The organism is Arthrobacter sp. USHLN218 (genome assembly GCF_037144715.1).
Lineage (GTDB): Bacteria > Actinomycetota > Actinomycetes > Actinomycetales > Micrococcaceae > Crystallibacter.
Genome location: NZ_JBBCYT010000009.1, coordinates 72,446 through 90,697, shown reverse-complemented (window position 1 = coordinate 90,697; position 18,252 = coordinate 72,446). Strand labels below are relative to the sequence as shown.

The window sequence follows — 18,252 nt, the reverse complement described above, 5'->3', positions numbered from 1 at the left end:
GACCGAAAGAACTCCCATGACCAGAATCTTCAATGACCCGGCCGTCTTTGCCGAGGAGGCCCTGCAGGGCTTCTGCGAGCTCCACCCGAACCTGGTGCGCCAGGTCGACGGCGGGGCCGTCCGCCGGCACCGCCCGGCGCAGCCGAAGGTAGCCGTCATTCCCGGCGGCGGCTCGGGCCACTACCCGGCCTTCGCCGGGCTGATCGGGCCGGGCTTTGCCGACGGCGCCGTGGTGGGCAACATCTTCACCTCGCCGTCCGCGCAGCAGGCCTACTCCGTGGCCAGGGCCGCCGAGTCCGGCGGCGGCGTCGTCTTCACCTACGGCAACTACGCCGGCGACGTAATGAACTTCGGCCTCGCCACCGAGCGGCTGGCGGCCGAGGGCATCCCGGTGGAGAACGTCATCGTCACGGACGACATCGCGTCCGCGGCGGCGGGCGAGGCCGACAAGCGCCGCGGCATCGCCGGCGACTTCACGGTCTTCAAGGTCATGGGCGCCGCCGCCGAGGCCGGGGCGGGCTTCGACGATGTGGTCCGGCTGGGGCGCAAGACCAACAGCCTGACCCGCACCATGGGCACCGCCTTCGCCGGCTGCACCTTCCCCGGCGCGGACGCCCCGCTGTTCACGGTCGCGGACGGGCAGATGGGCCTCGGGCTCGGGATCCACGGCGAACCCGGGCTGCGCGACACCGAACTGCCCTCCGCCGCGGAGTTGGCCCGGGAACTGGTCGGGCGCGTGCTGGCCGAGGCCCCCGTCGAGGGCGGCGCCCGGCTCGCCGTCATCCTCAACGGCCTCGGCTCCACCAAGCATGAGGAACTCTTCGTGCTGTGGCGCACCGTCTCGGCGCTGCTCCGCGAGGCCGGCCATACCCTGGTCCTGCCCGAGGTCGGCGAGCTCGTGACCTCCCTCGACATGGCGGGCGTCTCGCTCACGGTCACCTGGCTGGACGACGAACTCGAACAGCTCTGGGCCGCCCCCGCGGAGACCCCCGCCTTCCGGCGCGGCTCGCTGGCCGGCGCGGCAGCCGCGGGCGGCGAAAGTGCGGACGCTGCCGAGGCGGCGCCGGACGAAGCGCAGGCTTCGCCCGCCCCGGTCCCCGCCTCCTCCGAGGAATCCCGGCGGTTCGCGCAGCACTGCATGTCCGCGCTGGAAACCGCTCGGCTGACGCTCCACGAGGCTGAATCCAAGCTCGGGGACATGGACGCCATTGCGGGCGACGGCGACCACGGCCGCGGCATGGTCCGCGGCATCGACGCCGCGTTCGACGCCGCCGTCCTCGCCCTCGACAACGGCGCGGGGGCCGGAACCATGCTGGCCACCGCGGGCGACGCGTGGGCGTCCAAGGCAGGCGGCACCTCCGGCGTCCTGTGGGGCGCGGGCCTGCGGGCCGCCGGCGAAAGCCTCGGCGACGAGGCGGCCCCCTCACCGGCCGGGCTCGTCGCCGCGGCCCAGGCCTTCACGGACCGGATCCTCACCCTGGGCAAGGCCGAACCCGGCGACAAGACCCTCGTGGACGCCCTGCTGCCGCTCGTCCGCACCCTGGTTGATGCCACCGGCAACGGCGCCGCTCCGCAGGCCGCCTGGCACGAAGCCGCCCGCGAGGCCGCCTCCGCCGCCGAGGCTACGGCGGCCTTCATCCCGAAGAAGGGCCGCGCCAGGCCGCTGGCGGAAAAGAGCATCGGCACCCCCGACCCGGGCGCCACCTCCCTCGCGATGGTGGCCGCCGCCGTCGTCGACCGCTTCACCACCACCAACGCGCAAACCAAGTAAGGACACCCCCATGGCACTGCGACTCATCCTCGGCTCGGACGAAGCCGGCGTCGACTACAAGGACCAGATCCTGGCCGACCTGCGGCAGGACCCGCGCGTCGGCGAAATCATCGACATCGGCGTCAACCGCGCCGACGAGGACTTCAACAAGCCCTACCCGTACATCGGGATTACCGCCGGCGAACTGATCCGCGACGGCCGCGCCGACCGCGCCATCCTGTTCTGCGGCACCGGCCTGGGCGTGGCCATCTCCGCCAACAAGGTCGAGGGCATCCGCGCGGCCACCGCGCACGACTCCTTCTCGGTGGAGCGCTCCGTGCTCTCGAACAACTGCCAGATCCTCACCATGGGCCAGCGCGTCATCGGCCTCGAACTTGCCCGCCGGCTGGCCAAGGAGTGGATCGGCTACACCTTTGATCCATCCTCCGCCTCGGCGGCGAAGGTCCAGGTGCTCGAGGACTTCGAGGGGGCGGCCGCAGTCGCAGGCGGTGCCTGAGGCGCCGGCCTGAGGCACCGGCCTAGGACGACGGCGGCGGAACGGTTAACCCTTCGGCCACCCGAGAGCCTCCGTCCGTCCACCCCGCCCGCCTACCTTCATGGTGTCACCCCTCGAACCACTCGCAGGAGCACACCATGAAGTCCCGCTTGCTCGCCGGCGCCTCCGCCCTGGCCATCGCCGCCACCGCCTCCTTCGCGGCGGCGGCGCCGGCGCTGGCCTCCGCCGATGACGCCTACACCTTCGGCGTCATCGGCGACGTCCCCTACGGCGAAGCCCAGGTCGCCCAGTTTCCGGGGATGGTCTCCGAACTCAACCAGCAGGACGACCTGCGCTTTGTCGCCCACGTCGGGGACATCAAGGCCGGCTCCGCGCAGTGCACCGACGAGTACTTCGCCAACATCAAAGAGCAGTTCGACCGTTTCGAGGCCCCGCTGGTCTACACGCCGGGCGACAACGAGTGGGTCGACTGCCACCGGGCCAACAACGGCTCCTACAACCCGCTGGAACGCCTGGACACCCTGCGCGGAATGTTCTTCGCCAACCCGGGCAAGACCCTCGGCGGCACCATGCCGGTGGATTCCCAGGCGGATCTGGGCCTGCCGGAGAACGTCACCTTCGGGAAGAACCGCGTCGCCTTCTCCGTCATCAACACCCAGGGCTCCAACAACTCGCTCGCGCCGTGGAGCGGCCTCGGACTCACCGAAGCCACCAACGAGCAGCTCGACGAGGTCGCCACCCGCACCGCCGCGGACGTCACCCAGCTGCAGGAGACCTTCGCCGGCGCCCGGCGCACCAACGCCCGCGCCGTCGTCGTCGTGACCCAGGCGGACATGTTCGACCCCTCCCAGCTGGCCAACGGCGTGGAGGAGAACCCGGATCAGGTGTCCGGCTTCCGCCCGATCGTCGACGCCCTCGCCGCCGGCGCGCGGTCCTTCGACGGCCCCGTCTACCTGATCAACGGCGACAGCCACACCTACAACGCCGACCAGCCGCTGGCGGCCGACTCGCCTTGGCTCGAGGTCTACGGACAGCAGCCGCTCGGGAACCTGGACCGCGTCACCGTCGAGGGCGCCGCCACGTCGAACGAGTGGATGCGCTTCACCGTCGCCCCGAACGCCGCCACCGGCGAGGTCCTCAGCTGGGAGCGCTTCCCCTACGCCCGCACCAAGTAAGCAGGCTGCCGGCGGCTGGCGCTTCCCGGGCCGCCGGCACGCCGGCCGGGAAGCAAACCGGTCAGGAATCGAGAAGAAGCCGCGGCCCGCTGTGCGTAGGCTGGCTGCCATGGAACCCAGCGAATATATCGATGCCCTGATCTCCGCCCATCCCGACTGGCGCGGAGAAACCCTCGCCGATGCCCGGCGCATGATCCTGGAGGTGGACCCGGAGATCATCGAGGAATGGAAGTACATGGGCGCCCCCGTCTGGGAGCTCGACGGCCCGCTCATCGTCGGGAACATCTTCAAGACCAAGGTGAAGCTGGGATTCATGTACGGCGCCTCGCTGGAGGACCCCGCGGGACTGTTCAACGGCGAGCTCAACGGCAACCAGCGCCGCTCCTATGAACTGGCGCAGGGCGACACCCTCAACGAGGCCGCCTTCAAGGATTTGGTCCGTGCGGCCATCGAGCGGAACCGCGCCAAGCCGGCCCGGGCCAGGCAGCCGCGCGCCCGGTAGTCCGGCCCGCCTGTACCTGACATCACACGCCGCGGCGGAATGCGCTCAAGACTCCATGCGTTTGCATAAGCACCGGCATCGTGGCCGGTCACGTCACTACGAGAGGGCAAATCATGCAGAGGTTCTCAGGTAAGTCAGTCATCATCACCGGCGCAGGTTCCGGGCTCGGCCGGGCGGCCGCGCTCCAGGTCGCGAAGGAAGAGGGCCGCCTGACCCTGGTCGACCTCAACGAGACCGGACTGAAGGAGACGGTCGAGGAGATCCAAGCCGCCGCACCGGACGCCGAAATCCAGACCGTCACGGCCAACGTCGCAGACGAAGCGCAGGTGCAAAACTACGTCGCCGAGGCCGTGAAGCGCTTCGGCCGCATCGACGGCTTCTTCAACAACGCAGGCATCGAGGGCAAGCAGAATCCCACCGAAGACTTCGGCTCCGACGAATTCGCCAAGGTCGTTTCCGTCAACCTCAACGGCGTCTTCTTCGGCCTCAAGCACGTCCTGAAGGTCATGAAGGAACAGGGCTCCGGCGCCGTCGTCAACACCGCCTCGGTCGGCGGCATCCGCGGCGTCGGCAACCAGTCCGGCTACGCCGCCTCCAAGCACGGTGTCGTCGGCCTCACCCGCAACTCCGGCATCGAGTACGGCCAGTACGGCGTGCAGGTCAACGCCATCGCCCCGGGCGCCATCATGACCCCGATGGTCGAGGGCTCGCTCAAGCAGATGGATCCGGAGAACTGGGAAGAGGTCGGCAAGCAGTTCGTGCAGCCCAACCCGATGAAGCGCTTCGGCAAGCCCGAGGAGGTCGGCCAGCTCGTCGCCTTCCTGCTCTCCGGCGACGCCGGCTTCATCAACGCCGCGGTCATCCCGATCGACGGCGGCCAGTCCTACAAGTACTAAAGGCACCCCATCCGCCGTCGTTGCCGAAAGCTAACGACGGCGGTGCCAGCGGGCGGAGGCGAAAGGTCGCCTCCGCCCGCTGCCGTTTCGGCGGCCCCTCACGCCGCCCCGCCGCGCACGTCTCCGCGGCCCAAAAAGCCGAAAGTCACAGTTGTTACCTGCGTCATGTTTGTCGTACAGTGTCTTAGCACACGTTATTCGATTATCGAACCGAGCATTCCGATAACGAACACACGCCAGATGGCCGCTAACAGCAGAATGAAGTGAGGAAAGCCCGTGCAGTTCCACCACCACGGTTACGTATCCGGTGACCCGCGCATCCAACCGGCCGCCGGCGTCGGCATCAATCGCCCCGAGGAACTGCCCTCCGAGGTCGACGTCCTGATTGTTGGCTCCGGCCCCGCGGGCATGCTCGCCGCCGCGCAGCTCGCCCAGTTCCCGGACATCACCACCCGCATCATCGAGCGCCGGCCGGGCCGGCTGGAGATCGGGCAGGCGGACGGCATCCAGGCCCGCAGCGTCGAGACGTTCCAGGCCTTCGGCTTCGCCGAGGAGATCACCGCCGAGGCGTACTGGATCACCGAGATGGCGTTCTGGCGCCCGGATCCGGAGACCCCGAAGAACATCATCCGCGGCGGCCGCGCCAAGGACGACGAGGCCGGCATCAGCGAGTTCAAGCACCTGATCGTCAACCAGGCCCGCGTCCTCGACTACTTCGCCCGCGTGGCCGCCCAGTCCCCCACCCGCCTGAAGCCGGACTACGGCTGGGACTTCCAGACGCTGGAGGTCGCCGACGAGGGCGAGTACCCGGTCAAGGTCAGCCTGGTGCGCAGCGCCGGCCCGGACGAGGGCACGGAGAAGATCGTGCACGCCAAGTACGTCATCGGTTCCGACGGCGCGCGCAGCAAGGTCCGCGCCTCGATCGGCTGCACCATGGCCGGCGACCAGGCCAACCACGCGTGGGGCGTCATGGACGTCGTGGCCAAGACCGACTTCCCGGACATCCGCCTCAAGTGCGCCATCCAGTCCCACGACGGCGGCAGCATCCTGCTCATTCCGCGCGAGGGCGGGCACCTGTTCCGCATGTACGTTGACCTCGGGGTTGTCCCGGAGAACGACCACGGCGCCATCCGCAAGACCTCGATCGAGACCATCATCCGCAAGGCCAACGAGATCATGCACCCGTACACCGTCGAGGTGCGCGATGTCGCGTGGCACAGCGTCTACGAGGTCGGGCACCGGCTCACCGACCGCTTCGACGATGTCGTTCCCGAGCAGCTGGGCACCCGCACGCCGCGCGTGTTCATCACCGGCGACGCCTGCCACACGCACTCCGCGAAGGCCGGCCAGGGCATGAACGTCTCCATGCAGGACGGCTTCAACATCGCCTGGAAGCTGGGGCACGTCCTCGAGGGCCGCAGCCCCGAGTCGCTGCTCTCCACCTACTCGGCCGAGCGCCAGGTCGTCGCGAAGAACCTCATCGACTTCGACAAGACCTGGTCCACCATGATGGCCAAGAAGCCCGAGGAGTTCGAGGATCCCTCGGAGCTCGAAGACTTCTACGTGCGCACCGCCGAGTTCCCGGCCGGGTTCATGACCGAGTACACGCCGTCGCTGATCGTCGGCGAGGCCAAGCACCAGTCGCTCGCCACCGGCTTCCCGATCGGCAAGCGCTTCAAGTCCGCCGTGGCCAGCCGCGTCGCCGACACCAACCCGCTGCACCTGGGACACCAGGCCTCTGCCGACGGCCGCTGGCGCATCTACGTCTTTGCTGACCCGGCGGCGCCCGGCGCGGCCTCCCCCACCGCCGAGCTCGCCGAGTGGCTCGCCACCTCGCAGGATTCCCCGCTGGCGGCCCAGCCGCAGGGCGGTGACGACGACGCGTGGTTCGACGTCAAGGTCATCTACCAGCAGCCCCACGAGGGCATCGACATCAACGCCGTCCCTGCGGTGTTCAAGCCGGAGGTCGGCCCGTTCAAGCTGAACGACCTGCAGAAGGTCTATGGCATCGTCCCGGGCGACGACATCTTCGATGCCCGCGGCCTGGACCGCAACGGCGTCGTCGTGGTGGTCCGCCCGGACCAGTACGTGGCGAACGTCCTGCCGCTGACCGCGAAGGACGAGCTGGCCGCGTTCTTCGCGCCGCTGCTGCAGGCCCGCCAGCCCCAGCACTGATCCACCGCTAAAGGGAGGACGACGGCGGCACCCGGGTGCCGCCGTCGTCCTCCTTCTTTATGCGCCCCTAAGCGCCCCCTCGCCGGCTGACCATCTCGTTGATCCAGGCGGGTGCGTACGGGGAGGTGCAGTTGGGCGGCGTCGGGTAGTCCTTGAGTACTCCCAGGCGTTCGCCGATTTCAAGGGCGCGGGCGCGGTGCCCGGGATGCTCGATGCCGATCTGCGCGAGGGTATGGTTCATGGCCCACTGCAGGCGGTCCGGCGCGTCCTTCATCTCCGCCTCGATGGTGTCGAGGAGGCCGTCGAGGTCCAGCCCCTCGGGCTGCTTCGCGACCCGCTCGGTGGTGAGGGCCCAGCCGGCGCTGGCGACAACGGGGTCCGCGTCCGCGGACCAGGCCACCCGCAGCTCTTCGGCGTGCGGGCTCTTCTTCACCACGTAGTTCACGAGCCAGTCATGCACCTTGGGCGCCCGGGCCTCGCGCAGCATGGCGTCCAAGTCGCCGCGGCCGAACGCCTTGGGGCGGCAGATCAGAAGGGCAAGCAGCCGCGCGGCGGTATCGTTGGTCGCCCACAGTTCGCGGGCGAGGTCCTGCTGTGTCCTGAGCCGCTTGGCGACCGAGCGCAGCTTGGACAGGTTCACCCCGTGGTCGTCGCCGCGCTTTTCATTTGCCTCGCGCATCTTCGGGTCCTCAAGCGTGGCCAGCTCCGCCATCACCTCGGCCGCGTTCGTCTCCGGCATCCCGCCCCTCCCCCATAGTCCGTTGTACGGGCTCCAGCCTATTCACTCCCGGAAGGGGCGCCCAACCGCCGGCTCATTTGAGGAACTTGGACGTCCGCCGGTCCGCCAGCAGCTTGCCGCCGGTCTGGCAGGTCGGGCAGTACTGCAGCGACGAGTCGGCGAAGGAGACCTCCCGGACCTCGTCACCGCAGACCGGGCAGGCCTGGCCCGTGCGGCCGTGCACGCGCATCGCCTTCCGTTTGGAGTCCTTCAGCTCCGCCGCCGGCCGGCCCGAGGCCCCCGCGATCGCGGCCTCCAGCGTGTCCCGCATGGCCTCGAACAGCCGCCGCACCTCGTCATCCCCGAGCTTCGAGGCGTTGGCGAAGGGCGAGAGATGCGCCGCATGCAGAATCTCGTCGCTGTAGGCGTTCCCGATCCCGGCGAGCACCGACTGGTCCCGCAGCAGCCCCTTGATCTGGCTCGAGTGCGACCCGACGAGCCGCGCGAAGGCATCCTGGTCGACGTCGAGCGCGTCCGGCCCCAGCCGGGCAATGCCCGGGACCTCGGCCGGGTCCTTGACGACGTAGGCCGCGAGGGATTTCTTGGTGCCGGCCTCGGTCAGGTCGAATCCCGGCTTCTCGTCAGCATCCGCCGCGAACCGCACGCGCAGCGCGATCGGCCCCTTGCCGGGCCGCAGCCGCCCCGGCTTCAGCCCGTCCGACCAACGAAGCCAGCCGGCCTTGGCCAGATGCATCACCAGGTGAGCGCCGCCCGCAGTGATGACAATGAACTTGCCCCGGCGTTCCACCTCCGACACCGGCCCCGCGCCCAGTAGGTCCAGCGGGACGTTCGCCGTCTTCAGCACTGAGAAGGACAGCACCTCGACATCGTCGACCACGGCCGCCGGAGCATCGGGCGGAAGGAGCTTCAGCCGCAGGAAGTCGACGAGTCCCTGCACTTCGGGCATCTCGGGCATGCCCCAACTGTAGCGGCCGGCTCGCCCCTAGTCTGTGAAACCACTGCGAACGACGGCGGCACCCACCTTTCTGGGCCGGCAAGCCTCCGTGCGCCCCTCACATGGTGCCATTAGGCTGGGCCCACTGTCGGTTCGGCACCATGGGGGTTGGGATGCGGAGGTTCGTCGGCGCGGTGGTACTGGTGGCGGCCGGACTTGGATTGGCGGGCTGCGGCAGCGGATCGCCGATCGCGGCGCTGGATAAGGAACCCGCGGCCAGGGACGCACTCGCGGCGGACCTGGATGGGATTGACGGGCCGTCCGCCCGGTTCGCCGCCGAGCTGGACTCCCACGCGCTCTTCCTGGCCAAGCCGTCCGACCCGGCGGCGGCCGACGGCGTCTGCGTGGTCGCGCAACCCGCGCAGGATCCGGCGGGCGCCGTGGCGGCCTGCTCGCAATCCGTGCCGGTGTACACGCCGCTGGTGCTGGAGACCGGCGGGATGAAGATCGGCGTCGTGGCGGACGGCTTCAAGGCTTCCTCGTATCTCGCCCAAGGCTGGCAGCAGATCCACAGGAATCTCCTCGTACAGACGGCCGCCGCAAGCAAACTAGGACCTTGAGCTCCAGCCCTGCGCGTGCAGCCGCTCGAAACCGTCCAGCAGCAGGTCCAGGGCGAACTCGAACTCGAACTGGTCGTCGCAGCCCGGGCCGACAACCGACCCCTCGTCATGCGCCGAGGCCATCGCAACCCGCGCCACGTTCGGATACACGGCCGCCATCTGCTCGAGCATCGCGGCCATGGCTTCCGGGGGCGGGGCGGGCGGCGGCTCCGCCGCAGATGGCGCCGGCTCCTGGAACAGCTCCTGGGTGAAGCCCCACATCCTGCTGCCGAGGGCGTGCATGACGTGGTGCGTGAGGTCGACGGAGAAGCCCCCGGCAAGGAACATGCCGATGAACGAGTCCATGTAACCGAGGACCGCCGGTGTCTTGTTGACGCGGGATTCGAGCACCGGCCGCGCCCACGGATGCCGCAGCAGCGCCCTCCGCGCCGAGAGGACCCGCAGCCGGACCGCCCGTTTCCAGCCTGCGTCCCGGGCCGGCGGATCGATCTCGGCAACCAGCAGGTCCACCATGCCGTCGAGCAGCTCTTCCTTGTTCGCGACGTGTTTGTAGAGCGCCATCGGCACCACGCCGACTTCCTGCGCGAGCCGGCGCATGCTGACCGCCTCGATGCCGATCTCGTCGGCGAGCGCCACGGCTGCCTGCAGGACGCGGTCCCGGCTCAGCCGCACCCGCTGCCCGCCTTCGCCCTGCTGAACCATCTAGCCACCCTATCCGGAACGGCACTCTCGCCGCCCTTGACAAGTGTACGCCGTACACCTAGGTTGATCTCCACTAGGTGTACGTCGTACACCTCCGGCAGCAGAGGACCTCTCGTGAATCCCATCAGCAAAACCCGGCCCGCCGCCGACGTCCCCGGCGTCACCAGCAAGCGCGCGCAGTGGCTCGTGCCCGCCGGCCTGATCCTCCTGAGCCTCGTTCCGCTGCTCCAGGGCTCGCTGCGGATGGCCGAGCTGGCCGGAGACGGCCCGGTAACGCCGGCTAACGAGCGCTTCTTCACCTCACCCGTCCCGGTCGTCGTGCACATCGTCGCGGTGACCGTCTACTGCCTGCTTGGCGCATTCCAGTTCGTCCCGGCCTTGCGCACCCGGCGCGGCTGGCACCGCATCGCCGGGCGGATTCTGGTACCGGCCGGCCTGCTCACCGCCCTGTCCGGCCTGTGGATGGCAGCCTTCTACGTCCTTCCGCCCGGCGACGGCGACCTGCTGCTCGCCATCCGCCTGGTGGTCGGCACCGCCATGGCCGCCAGCATCGTCCTGGGCGTCCTCGCGATCCGGCGCCGCGACTTCGCGGCGCACGGTGACTGGATGACGCGCGCCTACGCGCTCGGCCTCGGTGCCGGCACCCAGGTGGTCCTGCTCCTGCCCGGGGTCCTGCTGTTCGGCCCCACGCCGGAACTGCCGCGGGCCCTCCTGATGGGGGCGGCGTGGCTGATCAATCTCGCGGTAGCGGAGTACGTCATCCGCCGCCGGCGCAGGTAGGGCAACACGCCCCTGTCGGCGGCGGCCCAGGGAGCGTACATTCGGCCCTGCCGGCCCTGTCCGCGGCGCCCGTCCGCCCGGCCGGCACCCCATCAAGAGGAGGCCGGCATGGCTACCCTGACCTACAGCACGGTGAGCGGCCTGAAGCGAGAGCAATATGACCAGATCGCGGCCGTCCTGATCGACAAGCTCAAGTCGACCCCCGGCTTCGTCTCCCACTACGCCTGGGAATCCGAAAGCGGGATCAACGTCGTCGAAATCTGGGACAGCGCCGAACAGCATGACGACTGGTTCGACAACAACGTGCGGCCGCACCTGCCAGTGGAGGTCACCCCGCAGAAACACGAGCTGATCAACGCGGTGACCGCCTAAGCCACCGCCGGCGGGTCCGGCATGTGGGACCATGCCGTACATGGCCACCCGCATCCTGCTCCTCGCCGACACCCATGTCCCGAAGCGCGCCCGCCGCCTGCCCGCGCAGGTGCTCTCCGCCGTCGACCACGCCGACGTGGTCTTCCACGCCGGGGACTGGGTGGATGCGACCACGCTCGACGCACTGGAGTCGCGGGCCCGCCGGCTGGTGGGCGTGTGGGGCAACAACGACGGCGGCGAGCTGCGCGCGCGGCTGCCTGAGGTCGCGCGCGTGGAACTCGAGGGGCTCCGCTTCGCCATGGTCCACGAGACCGGTGCCGCCGCCGGCCGGGAGGCCCGCTGCGCGGCGCGGTTCCCGGACGCCGACGTGCTGGTCTTCGGCCACAGCCACATCCCCTGGGACACCACTGCAGCCACCGGCCTGCGCCTGCTCAACCCCGGCTCGCCCACGGACCGGCGCCGGCAGCCCGCGTGCACCTACCTCACGGCCGTCGCCGACGCCGGGGAACTGCGCGACGTCCGGCTCGTGCCGGTGGACCGCACCCTGTAGGCCAGGGCGACGGCGGCTCCTTGCGCTGCCGGGAAGCCAGAGCGCAGCTTAACCGTTCCAAGGTTCCTCCTAAGTTCTTCCAAAGGTGCCGGCGTGACCATAGACCGTCGGCCCGGTGGGGCGGACCGGCGATCCGTTGGGGACGCGGGTGCGTGGGTTCGCCATGGCGGCGGGCAGCGCCCCGCCATATCGTTGGGGGTGGCATCATGCCACAGGAAAATCATGACCATGATGGAATCGGCCGGCGCACCCTGCTCAGGGTGGCTGCGGCAGGCGGACTGGGGGCCGCGCTGCTGGCCGCCCGGGGCTTCGGCGGCCCGTTCCTGGAGCAGCGCGGGCTGCTCTCGGCGGACGGCGCGTTCGCGGCGACGTCGACCGAGCTGTCCGATCTGCTGTTCTATGTCGAGACGTTTCCGACCAGTCCGCTGATCGTCTCGCCGTTCACGGACGAGCTGCCGATCCCGCGGGCGCTGCGGCCGGTCGCGCGCACGGAGTATTCGAGCTGGGCCAGCCCTCCGGGCCCGGGCAACGGACAGCAGAACTCGATCGCCAACGAGCGGCACCAGATCTGGCCCAGCGCGATCGGCTACCCGGATCCGCTGGTCTACAAGATCGACCTGCAGGTCCGCACCCACGCGTTCACCACATCCCAGGTCCTGCCGATCGACAAGAACGGCCGGCCGGCGAGGTCCTTCGACGCATCCGGCCGGATCTACGCCGCGGGCACCCGACGGACGCTGCCGCCGAGCACCATCTACGGCTTCAACGGCACCTTCCCGGGCCCGCGGATCAACGCCGAGTACGGCCGGCCGGTGCTGGTGCGCTTCGCCAACCACCTCGACGAGAACCCGATGAACCTGGACCGGCAGGACTTCGGCGCGCCCGACGCCTCTTTCCTGACGCACCTGCACAATGCCCACACCGCGCCGGAGAGCGACGGCAACCCGCACTACAGCATGCTGTACGGCCCGAAGGCGGTCGGCTACGAGCCGGGCACCTGGTGCGACAACCTCTACCTGAACTGGCCCGCCGGGGGCGACGACCGGGAGAAGCAAAGCTTCTTCTGGTTCCACGACCACCGCATGGACCACACCGGCTCGAACGTCTACAAGGGCATGGTCGGCCTCTACCCGATCTACGACCAGAAGAACGGCACCGACATGGGCGACGAGCGCCGCGGCCTGCGCCTGCCCGGCGTCCGCAAGAACTACGGCGACGGCTCGTTCGACGTGGACTACGACGTGCCGCTCGCGTTCTACGACTGCCGGCTCGACGACGGCGTCACCACGCACAAGGACGTCCACGACGGCATGGGCGAGTACCCGGAGGCGCAGAACCCCAAGACCCACCCGGAGTGGTGGGGCAAGACCTTCTACCGGCACTTCCCCAACCACGGCTTCGTCGGCGACCTCTTCACGGTCAACGGCACCGCCTACCCGGTCATGCACGTCAAGCGCCGCAAGTACCGGTTCCGCTTCCTCGACGCGTCCATCGCCCGGATCTACGAGTTCAAGCTGATGTCCTCCACCAAGGGCCCCAAGTCCTCAGTCTCCCTCGGCTACAAGGGCGACGAGCTCGAGGGCCAGTACCGGATCCCGGACGGCCAGCAGTGCATGAAGTTCACGCAGATAGCGTCCGACGGCGGCCTGCTCCCCTTCGCGATCCCCCGCGACTCCTTCGAGCTGTGGCCGGCCAAGCGCCGCGAAGTCATCATCGACTTCACCCGCTACCAGGACGGCACGCCCACCACCAAGGGCGATGTTGTCTATCTGACCAACGTGATGAAGATGCCGGACGGCCGCATGTGGGAGACCTCCTCGCGCTTTTCGTCCGACCCCAACTACAAGGTGCCCGTGCTGAAGTTCGTGATCGGCGATTCGGCGCCGGACAACAGCCTCATCCCGCAGCCGATGCAGCAGCTGCGCGCCCTGCCGCCGCTGCCCTCGAACTGGCGGAACCTGCTCGACGACCGGAAGATCTTCGAGGTCGAGCGCGGCAGTTCCGGCCCGGACGTCGAGTGGCTCATCAACGGCAAGCCGTTCGAACCGGCCACCGTGGCCAGCAGCCTGAGGAACCCGCGGGGAGCCACGCCGCTGGCCCAGCAGAAGAAGGGCAGCTTCGCCCTGTGGGAGATCCGCAACGGAGGCGGCGGCTGGGTGCACCCCTTCCACCTGCACATGGAGGAGCACCGCACCGTGATGCGCAACGGCCGGGACGTCACCAAGACCCCGGACAAGGGCCATCCGGACGACGTCTCCCGCGAGGACCTGGTGGCGCTGGATCCGAGTGAGTCCGTCATCGTCTACCGCGGTTTCCGCGATTTCACCGGGCCCTATGTCGCCCACTGCCACAACCTGGCGCACGAGGACCACGCAATGATGTTCGGCTGGGAGATCACGCCATGAAGACGGAAACCAAGCGCATAGCCTGGCCCGGCGTCGTCGTACTCGCCGTGCTGCTGGCCTTCATCGACGGGTTCTGGAGCGTCTCGCTGCGCGGCGCGGTGGGCTCGATCCGGAACACCCAGCACCCCTTTGCCACCTGGATCCACGACTCGCTGCTGGCCGTGCCGCTGCTGGTCTTCGCCGTGCTCGCCGCGGTGGTGCTGGCCGCCCGGCTGGCATCGCGCCCACCGTCGCGAGGACGCCGGCGGGCGCACCCGACGCTGCGCGCCTGGTTGCTGGTGGCGTCCCTTGCAACGCTGCCGGGCGCCGTCCTGCTCGCGGGACAGGGCTGGGCCGACTACACGCTCCAGGCCGCGGGGCTCGGCATGTCCGGCTCGATGAGCGGCACGTGCTTCGGCGGCTGCCTGGACCGGATGCAGCAGGCGGCAGCGGGCGTGCAGCTGCAGGCCCTCGGCTCCGGCACGGCGCTGCTGCTGGTCAGCAACCTCCTCGCCGTCGGGTGGGTCGCCGCGGTCTGCGGCGGCCGGATGCCGGTGCTGGCGCGCGACGCGCCGGCGGCATCGCCACGCCGCCGGCGCGAGGTCCACCCGGGCCGGCTCGCGCTGGCCGCGGCCCTGGCCGGAAGCGCCGCCATCCACTTCGCCGTGGTGCCGGAGCATCTGGAGGAATGGCGGGCGGCCGGGGTGTTCTTCTTCGAGCTCGGCCTCGTCCAGTTGACGCTCGCCGTCTGCGTGGCGGCGACCGCCAGGCGCTGGCCGCTCTATGTTGCGGGGGCGGTGTCGGTCCTGCCGCTGGCGGTCTGGGCTGCATCGCGGAGCGGCGGACTGCCGTTCGGCCCCTCCCCCGGAGTGCCCGAGGCGGTCGGCACCGCGGATCTGGCCGCCACCGTGCTGGAGGCGGCCGCCGTTGCCATTGTGGCGGCCGGGATTGCATACCGGTCCCGGCCGCTCCCGTTGCTTCCGGCCGACGGGCCGCGCGGCCGCCCGGTCCGGCTGCTCCCCGCGGCCCTCGGCATCTGCCTGATTGCCAGCGGGACGGCGATGGGGCTGGGCGCGGTGTGGACGCCGGCCGGCACCTCCGGCAACGCGGCCGCGAACCACGCCGCCGCCGTCGTCCACACGGACGAAGCGACAGCCTCCGTCCCGGGCACGGCCGACTCCCCGGGTTCCGGCGGCCTCAACACCGTCCCCTAGCCGCCGCAGCCACCACCCGCTCGCGGTTCGGCAAGGGACAGGCCCCTCCGGCTTCGGAGGGGCCTATCCCTTTCCGCGGCGGCCGGGTGGCCGGACTAGGCCGGCTCGATCTCCAGGACCGGCAGCTTGTCGAGGCTATGAGTCATGTTGTTGATGGCGCGCTGCGCCTCGCCGACGGTGAAGCGGCGCACCCGGCGGGCCAGGGAATCGATCACGGCATGGGCCTCGAGCCGGGCCAGGCCCTGCCCGGCGCAGCTGTGCACGCCGTAGCCGAAGGAGAGATGGTCCACCGGGTTCCGCCTGGCCAGGAAGGCATCGGGGTTCTCGTAGTGGCGCGGATCCCGGTTGCCGGAGCCGTAGAGGATGGCGACCTTGTCCCCGGCGGGGATCAAGGTGCCGTCAATTTCGATGTCCTGCTTGACCAGCCGCGCGAAGGCATGGGCGGGCGCTTCGTAGCGCAGGACTTCGTTGAAGGCGGACGGGATGATGGACCGGTCCTCGCGGACGAGGTCGAACTGGTCCGGGTTCGCCGCGAACTGCGCGATGGCGTTGCCGATCGCCGCGATGGTGGTGTCCACGCCGGCGCCGAGGTACTGGTGGATGATGTGGCCGCAGCTCTCCATCGGGATCTCGCCGCGCTCGGCGGCGGCGAAGATGGCGCGGCCCATGCTGCCCTCCGCCAGGTCGCTGGCCTGGACGCCGGAGCACCACTGGAACAGCTCACCGGCCACCGGGAAGTTCTGCATGGTGCGCTCATTCATCGGGCCGAGGACGTTGAAAGCCGCCTCGCCCCACCGGAGGATGTTCTCGCGGGCCACGCCCTGCAGGCCGATCAGGTCGGTCACCACGGCGATGGGCAGCGCCCGGGCGAGGTCGTCGATCGCGTCGAACGAGCCGCGCTCCACCAGCTCCGCCACCAGCGCGTCGGCCTTTTCGTCGATGCTCCCCTTGAGCTTGCGAAGCGCCCGCGGCGTGAGGTTCTCGGTCAGCGCCGCACGGAGCCGCTGGTGCTCCGGCGGATCGGTGGCCAGGCTCGTCCCGACGAGCGCGGCATTCATATCGTCGTTGAAAGCCACTGCCGTGGAAGAGAAGACCTCCCAGTTGGCCAGCGCGTCGCGGATCACGTCATACCGGGTCAGCGCCCAGACGCCGTTCTTCTCGAGGCGGACCACGGAGGCCTGTTCGCGCAGCTCGGCGAAGAAGGGGTAGGGGTCCAGCAGGACCTCGTCGGAGAACAAGTCGATCTTGGATGAAACCGATGTCTCAACGGTCATCAGGCACCTCACATGGTGGCTCGGGATTCGCACCGGCGGGCAGGCTTGCTCCCGGCGCGAATCGTTGTCTGCTTCCGGTGGTGAGACCTGACTCACACCACCGAAACTCATTCAAGCCAACTTCGGGAAATAGGGGAACTGAATATTCCGCATACGTTCCATGCAGGAGCTGAATGGCCTACTGCGGCGGCCGGTAGCGGGCACGCAGCGGCGCAGCCGCCTCGATGAGCATCTCGCGGAGCCAGGTCTTGAAGGGGCCGTCGGCCAGCCAGGGATTCCACACCATGTCGATGCCGAGGGCCTCGATGGGAAACGGAAACTCCTCTACCCGCAGGTCGAACCGGCCCTCGAATTCCAGCCCGACCTGGTACCGATGGATGGCCACCCCGCCGCCGGACTGCGCGATCAGGTGCGGGATGAACAGGTAGTCCGACACCCGCTGGCGCACCCGGTACTGGATCTTCTTCTCGTCCAGGATCTCGTAGGGCCGCTGGCGCTCGGCGGGCTCATCGAGGAAGACATGCGGCACCTTCTCCAGCAGTTCCAGCGCATCGGCGTCCTTGGGCTCGTTCCACGATGCCACCACCACCCACCGGTCGTCGTACAGCCGCTCCCGCGGATGCGGCGTGGGAAATGCCTCGGGGAGCAGCACGACGTCGGCCGCATCCTCGGCGAACGCCGCGCTTGTCGTGACGCTCGTCGTGCGCAGCCGCAGCACGACATTCGGTGCCCGCTCCGCCAGCAGCCGGCTCAGCTCGCTGCCGATCACGAACGCGGTGCTGTTGGTCATCGCCACGGTGATCAGGCGGTGGTCGACGGCGGGGTCGAAACTGGTGCCCGTGACGATCCTGGCCGCCTGGTACAGCGCCTGGCGCAGCGGCACGATGAGTTCGGCGGCCCGCGGAGTGAGCACCATCCCGCGCCCCTGCCGCACCAGAAGTTCATCATTGAGCAGCCGGCGGGTCCGGTTCAGCCCGTGGCTCATGGCAGGCTGGGAAAGCCCCACCTTGCGGGCCGCCCTGGTGACGGACCGCTCCTCGAGGAGTGCCAGCAGCGGCACCAGCAGGTTGAGGTCCACCGAGGCCAGCCGGGACAGGTCCGCATCGGTCGCGGAACCGGCGTTACGGTCGGCCATGGCGCGCGGGGAAGGCGATCTGGAGCGGGCTCAGCGGCTGTCCCGCGTCGTACTGACCACCCAGCAGCAGGCGCCCATGACCGGTCAGCGACGCGGACAGCTCCAGCAGGAGGGAGCCGTCGGCTCCTTCCACGCGGGGACCAGCCTCCAAACCTGCGAAGGGAAGCATCTTGCCCGCCTCCAGCCCGCCCCGCTCGCGGACCAGCAGCGTGCCGGCGCCGCCGGCCAGTTCGATCCGCGGATCACGGAGTTCGACGTCGAGGGCGCCCCAGTGCCCGGCAAACCGGACGGCACCCACGAACTGCAGGGCCCCGGAAAAGCTGTCGGGATCCCTGACCGGAACGGCCTCATCCCACGGAAAGTGGAAACCCGCCTCCAGCCGGGACGCCGGCGAGAGCGCCTCCGCGGCGCCGTCGTCGAGGGCCTCCACATAGGCAACGAAACTGTCTTTCACGTTCCAGGTCAGCCCCGGCTGCACCACCATCGAACACCTCACTCCCAGGGCCGGCCGCTCCGGCGCGCTTGCCGGCCAG

18 protein-coding genes are annotated in these 18,252 nt (G+C 69.5%); 12 read left to right on the top strand and 6 right to left on the bottom strand.

Annotated elements, in window-relative coordinates:
- Positions 1-16: 16 nt before the first annotated feature.
- The 6 genes from WFH44_RS18565 to WFH44_RS18540 all read left to right on the top strand — a co-directional run bounded on the left by WFH44_RS18565 (position 17) and on the right by WFH44_RS18540 (position 7,015).
- Positions 17-1,771 carry a dihydroxyacetone kinase family protein gene (locus WFH44_RS18565; protein ID WP_336715732.1) on the top strand — a complete coding sequence of 585 codons (1,755 nt, stop codon included), beginning with the start codon at positions 17-19 and terminating at the stop codon, positions 1,769-1,771.
- A gap of 10 nt (positions 1,772-1,781) precedes the next feature.
- On the top strand, positions 1,782-2,267 hold the full coding sequence (locus tag WFH44_RS18560; RefSeq protein WP_336715731.1) for an RpiB/LacA/LacB family sugar-phosphate isomerase: 486 nt from the start codon (positions 1,782-1,784) through the stop codon (positions 2,265-2,267).
- A 137-nt stretch (positions 2,268-2,404) separates the two neighbouring features.
- Entirely contained in the window at positions 2,405-3,442 is a 1,038-nt protein-coding gene (locus WFH44_RS18555) for a hypothetical protein (RefSeq protein WP_336715729.1), read from the top strand.
- Positions 3,443-3,551: 109 nt separating this feature from the next.
- A complete protein-coding gene (locus tag WFH44_RS18550) occupies positions 3,552-3,944 on the top strand; it encodes a DUF1801 domain-containing protein (protein WP_336715725.1) in 393 nt (130 codons plus the stop codon).
- A gap of 113 nt (positions 3,945-4,057) precedes the next feature.
- A complete protein-coding gene (locus tag WFH44_RS18545; RefSeq protein ID WP_336715724.1) occupies positions 4,058-4,840 on the top strand; it encodes an SDR family oxidoreductase in 783 nt (260 codons plus the stop codon).
- 276 nt (positions 4,841-5,116) lie between these two features.
- Positions 5,117-7,015 (top strand): FAD-binding monooxygenase, encoded by a 1,899-nt coding sequence (locus tag WFH44_RS18540; protein WP_336715722.1) that lies wholly within the window; start codon positions 5,117-5,119, stop codon positions 7,013-7,015.
- A gap of 67 nt (positions 7,016-7,082) precedes the next feature.
- On the opposite strand, the gene WFH44_RS18535 is transcribed toward WFH44_RS18540, so the two are convergent.
- Together WFH44_RS18535 and WFH44_RS18530 are read right to left on the bottom strand one after the other, a co-directional pair.
- On the bottom strand, positions 7,083-7,754 hold the full coding sequence (locus tag WFH44_RS18535) for a DNA alkylation repair protein (RefSeq protein WP_336715720.1): 672 nt from the start codon (positions 7,752-7,754) through the stop codon (positions 7,083-7,085).
- 73 nt (positions 7,755-7,827) lie between these two features.
- Entirely contained in the window at positions 7,828-8,709 is an 882-nt protein-coding gene (locus WFH44_RS18530; protein WP_336715719.1) for a DNA-formamidopyrimidine glycosylase family protein, read from the bottom strand.
- 152 nt (positions 8,710-8,861) lie between these two features.
- On the opposite strand from WFH44_RS18530, the gene WFH44_RS18525 reads away from it, so the two are divergent.
- The gene (locus WFH44_RS18525; RefSeq protein WP_336715717.1) at positions 8,862-9,308 is read left to right on the top strand and encodes a hypothetical protein; all 447 of its coding nucleotides are present in this window, start codon (positions 8,862-8,864) and stop codon (positions 9,306-9,308) included.
- Here the strand turns inward: WFH44_RS18525 and WFH44_RS18520 are convergent.
- On the bottom strand, positions 9,297-10,010 hold the full coding sequence (locus tag WFH44_RS18520; RefSeq protein ID WP_336715715.1) for a TetR/AcrR family transcriptional regulator: 714 nt from the start codon (positions 10,008-10,010) through the stop codon (positions 9,297-9,299). The genes WFH44_RS18525 and WFH44_RS18520 overlap by 12 nt on opposite strands.
- 114 nt (positions 10,011-10,124) lie before the next feature.
- On the opposite strand from WFH44_RS18520, the gene WFH44_RS18515 reads away from it, so the two are divergent.
- The 5 genes from WFH44_RS18515 (at position 10,125) to WFH44_RS18495 (ending at position 15,310) form a co-directional block, all read left to right on the top strand.
- Entirely contained in the window at positions 10,125-10,790 is a 666-nt protein-coding gene (locus WFH44_RS18515; protein WP_336715713.1) for a DUF2306 domain-containing protein, read from the top strand.
- A 108-nt stretch (positions 10,791-10,898) separates the two neighbouring features.
- A complete protein-coding gene (locus tag WFH44_RS18510; RefSeq protein WP_336715711.1) occupies positions 10,899-11,162 on the top strand; it encodes an antibiotic biosynthesis monooxygenase family protein in 264 nt (87 codons plus the stop codon).
- Positions 11,163-11,202: 40 nt separating this feature from the next.
- Positions 11,203-11,712, top strand: coding sequence for a metallophosphoesterase family protein (locus WFH44_RS18505; protein ID WP_336715709.1), 510 nt, complete (start codon positions 11,203-11,205; stop codon positions 11,710-11,712).
- Positions 11,713-11,918: 206 nt separating this feature from the next.
- On the top strand, positions 11,919-14,117 hold the full coding sequence (locus tag WFH44_RS18500; RefSeq protein WP_336715707.1) for a multicopper oxidase family protein: 2,199 nt from the start codon (positions 11,919-11,921) through the stop codon (positions 14,115-14,117).
- Positions 14,114-15,310: a hypothetical protein gene (locus WFH44_RS18495; protein ID WP_336715705.1), complete on the top strand. Its 1,197-nt coding sequence runs from the start codon at positions 14,114-14,116 to the stop codon at positions 15,308-15,310. The genes WFH44_RS18500 and WFH44_RS18495 overlap by 4 nt, the downstream gene beginning before the upstream one ends.
- A 95-nt stretch (positions 15,311-15,405) precedes the next feature.
- Here WFH44_RS18495 and WFH44_RS18490 read toward each other — a convergent pair whose 3' ends face one another.
- From WFH44_RS18490 to WFH44_RS18480, 3 genes are all read right to left on the bottom strand, one after another.
- Positions 15,406-16,584, bottom strand: coding sequence for a cytochrome P450 (locus WFH44_RS18490; protein WP_336715702.1), 1,179 nt, complete (start codon positions 16,582-16,584; stop codon positions 15,406-15,408).
- A gap of 178 nt (positions 16,585-16,762) precedes the next feature.
- Positions 16,763-17,719, bottom strand: coding sequence for a LysR family transcriptional regulator (locus WFH44_RS18485; protein ID WP_336715699.1), 957 nt, complete (start codon positions 17,717-17,719; stop codon positions 16,763-16,765).
- Positions 17,706-18,203, bottom strand: a complete 498-nt coding sequence (locus tag WFH44_RS18480; RefSeq protein ID WP_336715697.1) for an HtaA domain-containing protein — start codon at positions 18,201-18,203, stop codon at positions 17,706-17,708. The genes WFH44_RS18485 and WFH44_RS18480 overlap by 14 nt, the downstream gene beginning before the upstream one ends.
- Between the last annotated feature and the right edge of the window lie 49 nt (positions 18,204-18,252).